Genomic DNA, 3369 nt, shown 5'->3' with positions numbered 1-3369 from the left:
CGAATTGGTCCCAGAGCGGGTCGGTCAGCCATGATGGCAGCACGGGCACAGGTCCCCCCAGTGATCACAGAGCGTCGCAACTCCATGATCACTGGGACCTGTGCCCGCCTTGCTGCCGGGGTCCCCCACTCTGCCTATCTGCGCGAGCTCTTAGCGAGAAGCCACCCCGTTTACGGGGTGGAGGAGTCACGATCAGACTCTTCCCGCCGGTTTCCGCTCGATCACGTCGTCGATCGAACGCCGCGCTCCCGCCGGTGAGGCTTGACTGAAGCTCGCTTTCTTCATGCCTTGACTTAACACCAATGAAATTGCTTGGATCCAACCCATCGGTGAGGCGGGAGGGGGGCGATGCGGTGGCTGTCGCCACGTCAGGAGATGTAGCCGTGAACGCCTTTCTGCGCGCCCCTACGGCTGCAACAGCCTCGCCGACTCCGGTTCCGAAGCGGCGCCGTGCAGCGTCGCCGAGCGAGCTTCACGCCGTAACAGCCAGCACTTCCAAGCCACTCCACCACGTGTGCCGTTGCCGCCGGAACGGGCCGCGCGCCACGGACCTGGCACGGCACCAGTCCCCGACACTCCCCAGACTCCAGGAGAAGCTGTGAGACGTTCTCTCACCGCGATTGCCGCCATCGCGGTCACGACACTGACCGCACTGGCCGGCACAGGTCCCACCGCGCACGCGGACCGGGCCGGGCGCGAACCGACCAGGCAGGGCCCGGTCGTGACCGGCACCTACTCCACCGGCGGCGCGCAGGCATGGCGGCCACTGCCTAGTGTCCGCATGGGCGACGACACGGGCGCCCCCGCCGACGCCACCGTGGTCGTCGATCCGAGTACCGCCCGGCAGAAATATGCGGGCATCGGCTTCTCCCTGGACGAGACGAGCGTCTCCAACCTGTGGAAGCTCACCCCCGCCAAGCGCGAGGCGGCCATCCGACTGCTAGTCGACCCGAAGAACGGCGCGGGCCTCGACCGGTTCCGGTTGACGATCGGCAGCCCCGACCTCATCGAGCATCTCCCGTTCTGGTCGGAGGACGACCTCCCCGCCGGCGTCACAGAGGACTTCGGCCTCAAGCACTTCTCCATCCAGCGGGACATCGACCTTCACATCGTCGACACCATCAAGCTGATTCAGCGCTACAACCCGAAGGCCACCTTCTTCGCCTCCGCGTGGAGCGCACCGGCGTGGATGAAGACGAACAACCGGTTCACCGGCGAGGTCGCGCTCAAGCCCGGGAGCACCACGGACTACTACCAGGTCGGCAAGCTGCGCGACGACTGCATCGATGTGTTCGCGCGCTACTACGTCAAGTACGTCCAGGCCTACGCCAAGCACGGAATACGCGTAGACGCCCTGACACTGCTGAACGAGCCGGGCATGGACGTGGTCTATCCGGCCATGGACATCAGCGTCGCCCAGCAGCAGAAGCTGGCCCTGGCGATCAAACGTGAAGTCCGGACTGCCCGGCTGAACACCCAGCTCTACGTGCACGACTTCAACTTCTGGGACTGGCGGGATCCCAACAGCACGGCGACCAAGAACTACCACCGCATCTTCGACGACGCCCCCGACGGCTCGGTGACCGGCAAGCAGGTCCAGAACGCGGCAGACGCCATCGCCTTCCACCCCTACTGGGGGGACCCGCGCGTGATGCGCGACGCGTACGAACAGACCGGAAAGCCGGTGCACCTCACGGAGACGAGCGACCTCTCGCCCTCGACCCTCCTCAGCGACTTCCGCCTGGACGCCAGCTCCTACATCCTGTGGGCGCAGACCACCGATCAGGACGGCGGGACGCTGCACTGGACACCCGCCCGGGACAACAACATCGACTGGGAGAAGGTCGGCGCCACCACCAAGTGGCCCAACCGGCTGGTCACGGTGAACACGACGACCAAGGATTTCACCGTCCGCGACGAGCTGTACGGGATGGGGCAGTTCGCCAAGTACCTCTCCCCCGGTGACGTGCGCGTCGAGTCCAGCGCCGCAGAACACGGCGTCAGCAACGTGGTCTTCCGCTCAGGTACCGGCAAGTTCGTCGCCGTCCTCGGCAACAGCAACAGCACTGACAGCAAGGTCCGGATCGTCGTCGCCGGCCAGACGTTCGTGGTGACTGTTCCGGCGGGCTCCTACGCCAGCTACCGGTGGGAGGGCAACGCTCCCTCCGGCCACCACAACGACGCCCCGGTCTTCGGCCGGACCACCGATGTAGTCGCCGACCAGTACAGCACCGTGCGCACCCAGTTGCAGGCCACCGACCGCGACGGTGACCGGCTGGCCTACTACGCCAGCGAGCTGCCGGACGGCGTCAGCGTCGACCCGGCGACCGGTCTGGTCACGATCCACCCGACCACCGCGGGCGAGCAGGACATGACCTTCTACGCCACCGACGGCAGGGCCCGCGACCAGGTGACCGTCCACCTGACCGTGCGGCCGCACGCCGTCCCGGTGGGCGAGAAGATCGAAGCGGAGGGCTACACCGACCAGCACGGCTGGCCCGCGGACGGCAGCAACTTCATCGAGAGCAACGCCTCGGCCAGCGGAGGCAGGAACGTGGGCTGGACGGCCGCCGGCAACTGGCTCAAGTACCGCATCGACGTAGCGCAGGCCGGCACCTACGACCTCGAGCTGCGCGTCGCAAACGGCACCGGTACCACTGCGCCGAACGCCCTGTCCCTGCGCGACGGCAGCGGAGCCACGCTGGCAACGGTCTCGGTGCCTGCCACGGGCGGCTGGGGGACGTACCAGTCCGTGCACGTGCCCGTCACTCTCGCAGCCGGGGAACAGACGATCACCGTCTACTGCGAAACCGGCGGCTTCAACCTCGACTACCTACGCCTCACCAAGTAGCCGTCGGTTCTCCGACAGCCGGGTGCCCCTGCGACGGCCCCACGACCGCTGCACCTACTTACTTCAGCGGCTGGGGACGGTGGCGGCACCCGGTGCTGCGAGGAGGATGCTTCGCGTCATCGGGTGGGCCCGAAGCGTCGTAGAAGGCCCACGATCAGTACATTTCCGCTGCACAGGTCTGGTGTTGAGTGCGCCCACCGCTGAAGGGCCGAGGAGGACACCACGCCACCCGTCACCGGTCGTCCGCCATCTCACGCCACGCCACGCCGGGAGGCGAGCCGGCCGTGCCCCAAACGTGCTCCGCCAAGGACGAGGCACTCGACGAACCCCACCTGGGAGAACAGGGCTTCGCCCGTTCCTGCTACACATCGGCGGCTAGGACTCCACGTGACTCCTCCACCCCGTAAACGGGGTGGCTTCTCGCTAAGCCGGTTGAGCTTCGCGACGGACCAGCCCGGCCCGTAGAACGTTGAGAGCGCCCACCGTGTCCGCGTGCGCCTGGTGACCGCACTCCTGAC

The 3369-nt window shown here is 67.0% G+C and carries 1 protein-coding gene; it reads left to right on the top strand.

Going from position 1 to position 3369, the window contains the following annotated elements; genetic code table 11:
• Positions 1 to 598: 598 nt before the first annotated feature.
• Positions 599 to 2851: a carbohydrate-binding protein gene (locus ACFYXB_RS45660; protein ID WP_389591401.1), complete on the top strand. Its 2253-nt coding sequence runs from the start codon at positions 599 to 601 to the stop codon at positions 2849 to 2851.
• Positions 2852 to 3369: the final 518 nt, after the last annotated feature.

This window comes from Streptomyces sp. NPDC002619, from assembly GCF_042889305.1.
In the GTDB taxonomy this organism is placed as follows: domain Bacteria; phylum Actinomycetota; class Actinomycetes; order Streptomycetales; family Streptomycetaceae; genus Streptomyces.
This window is presented reverse-complemented; position numbering and strand designations above follow the sequence as displayed.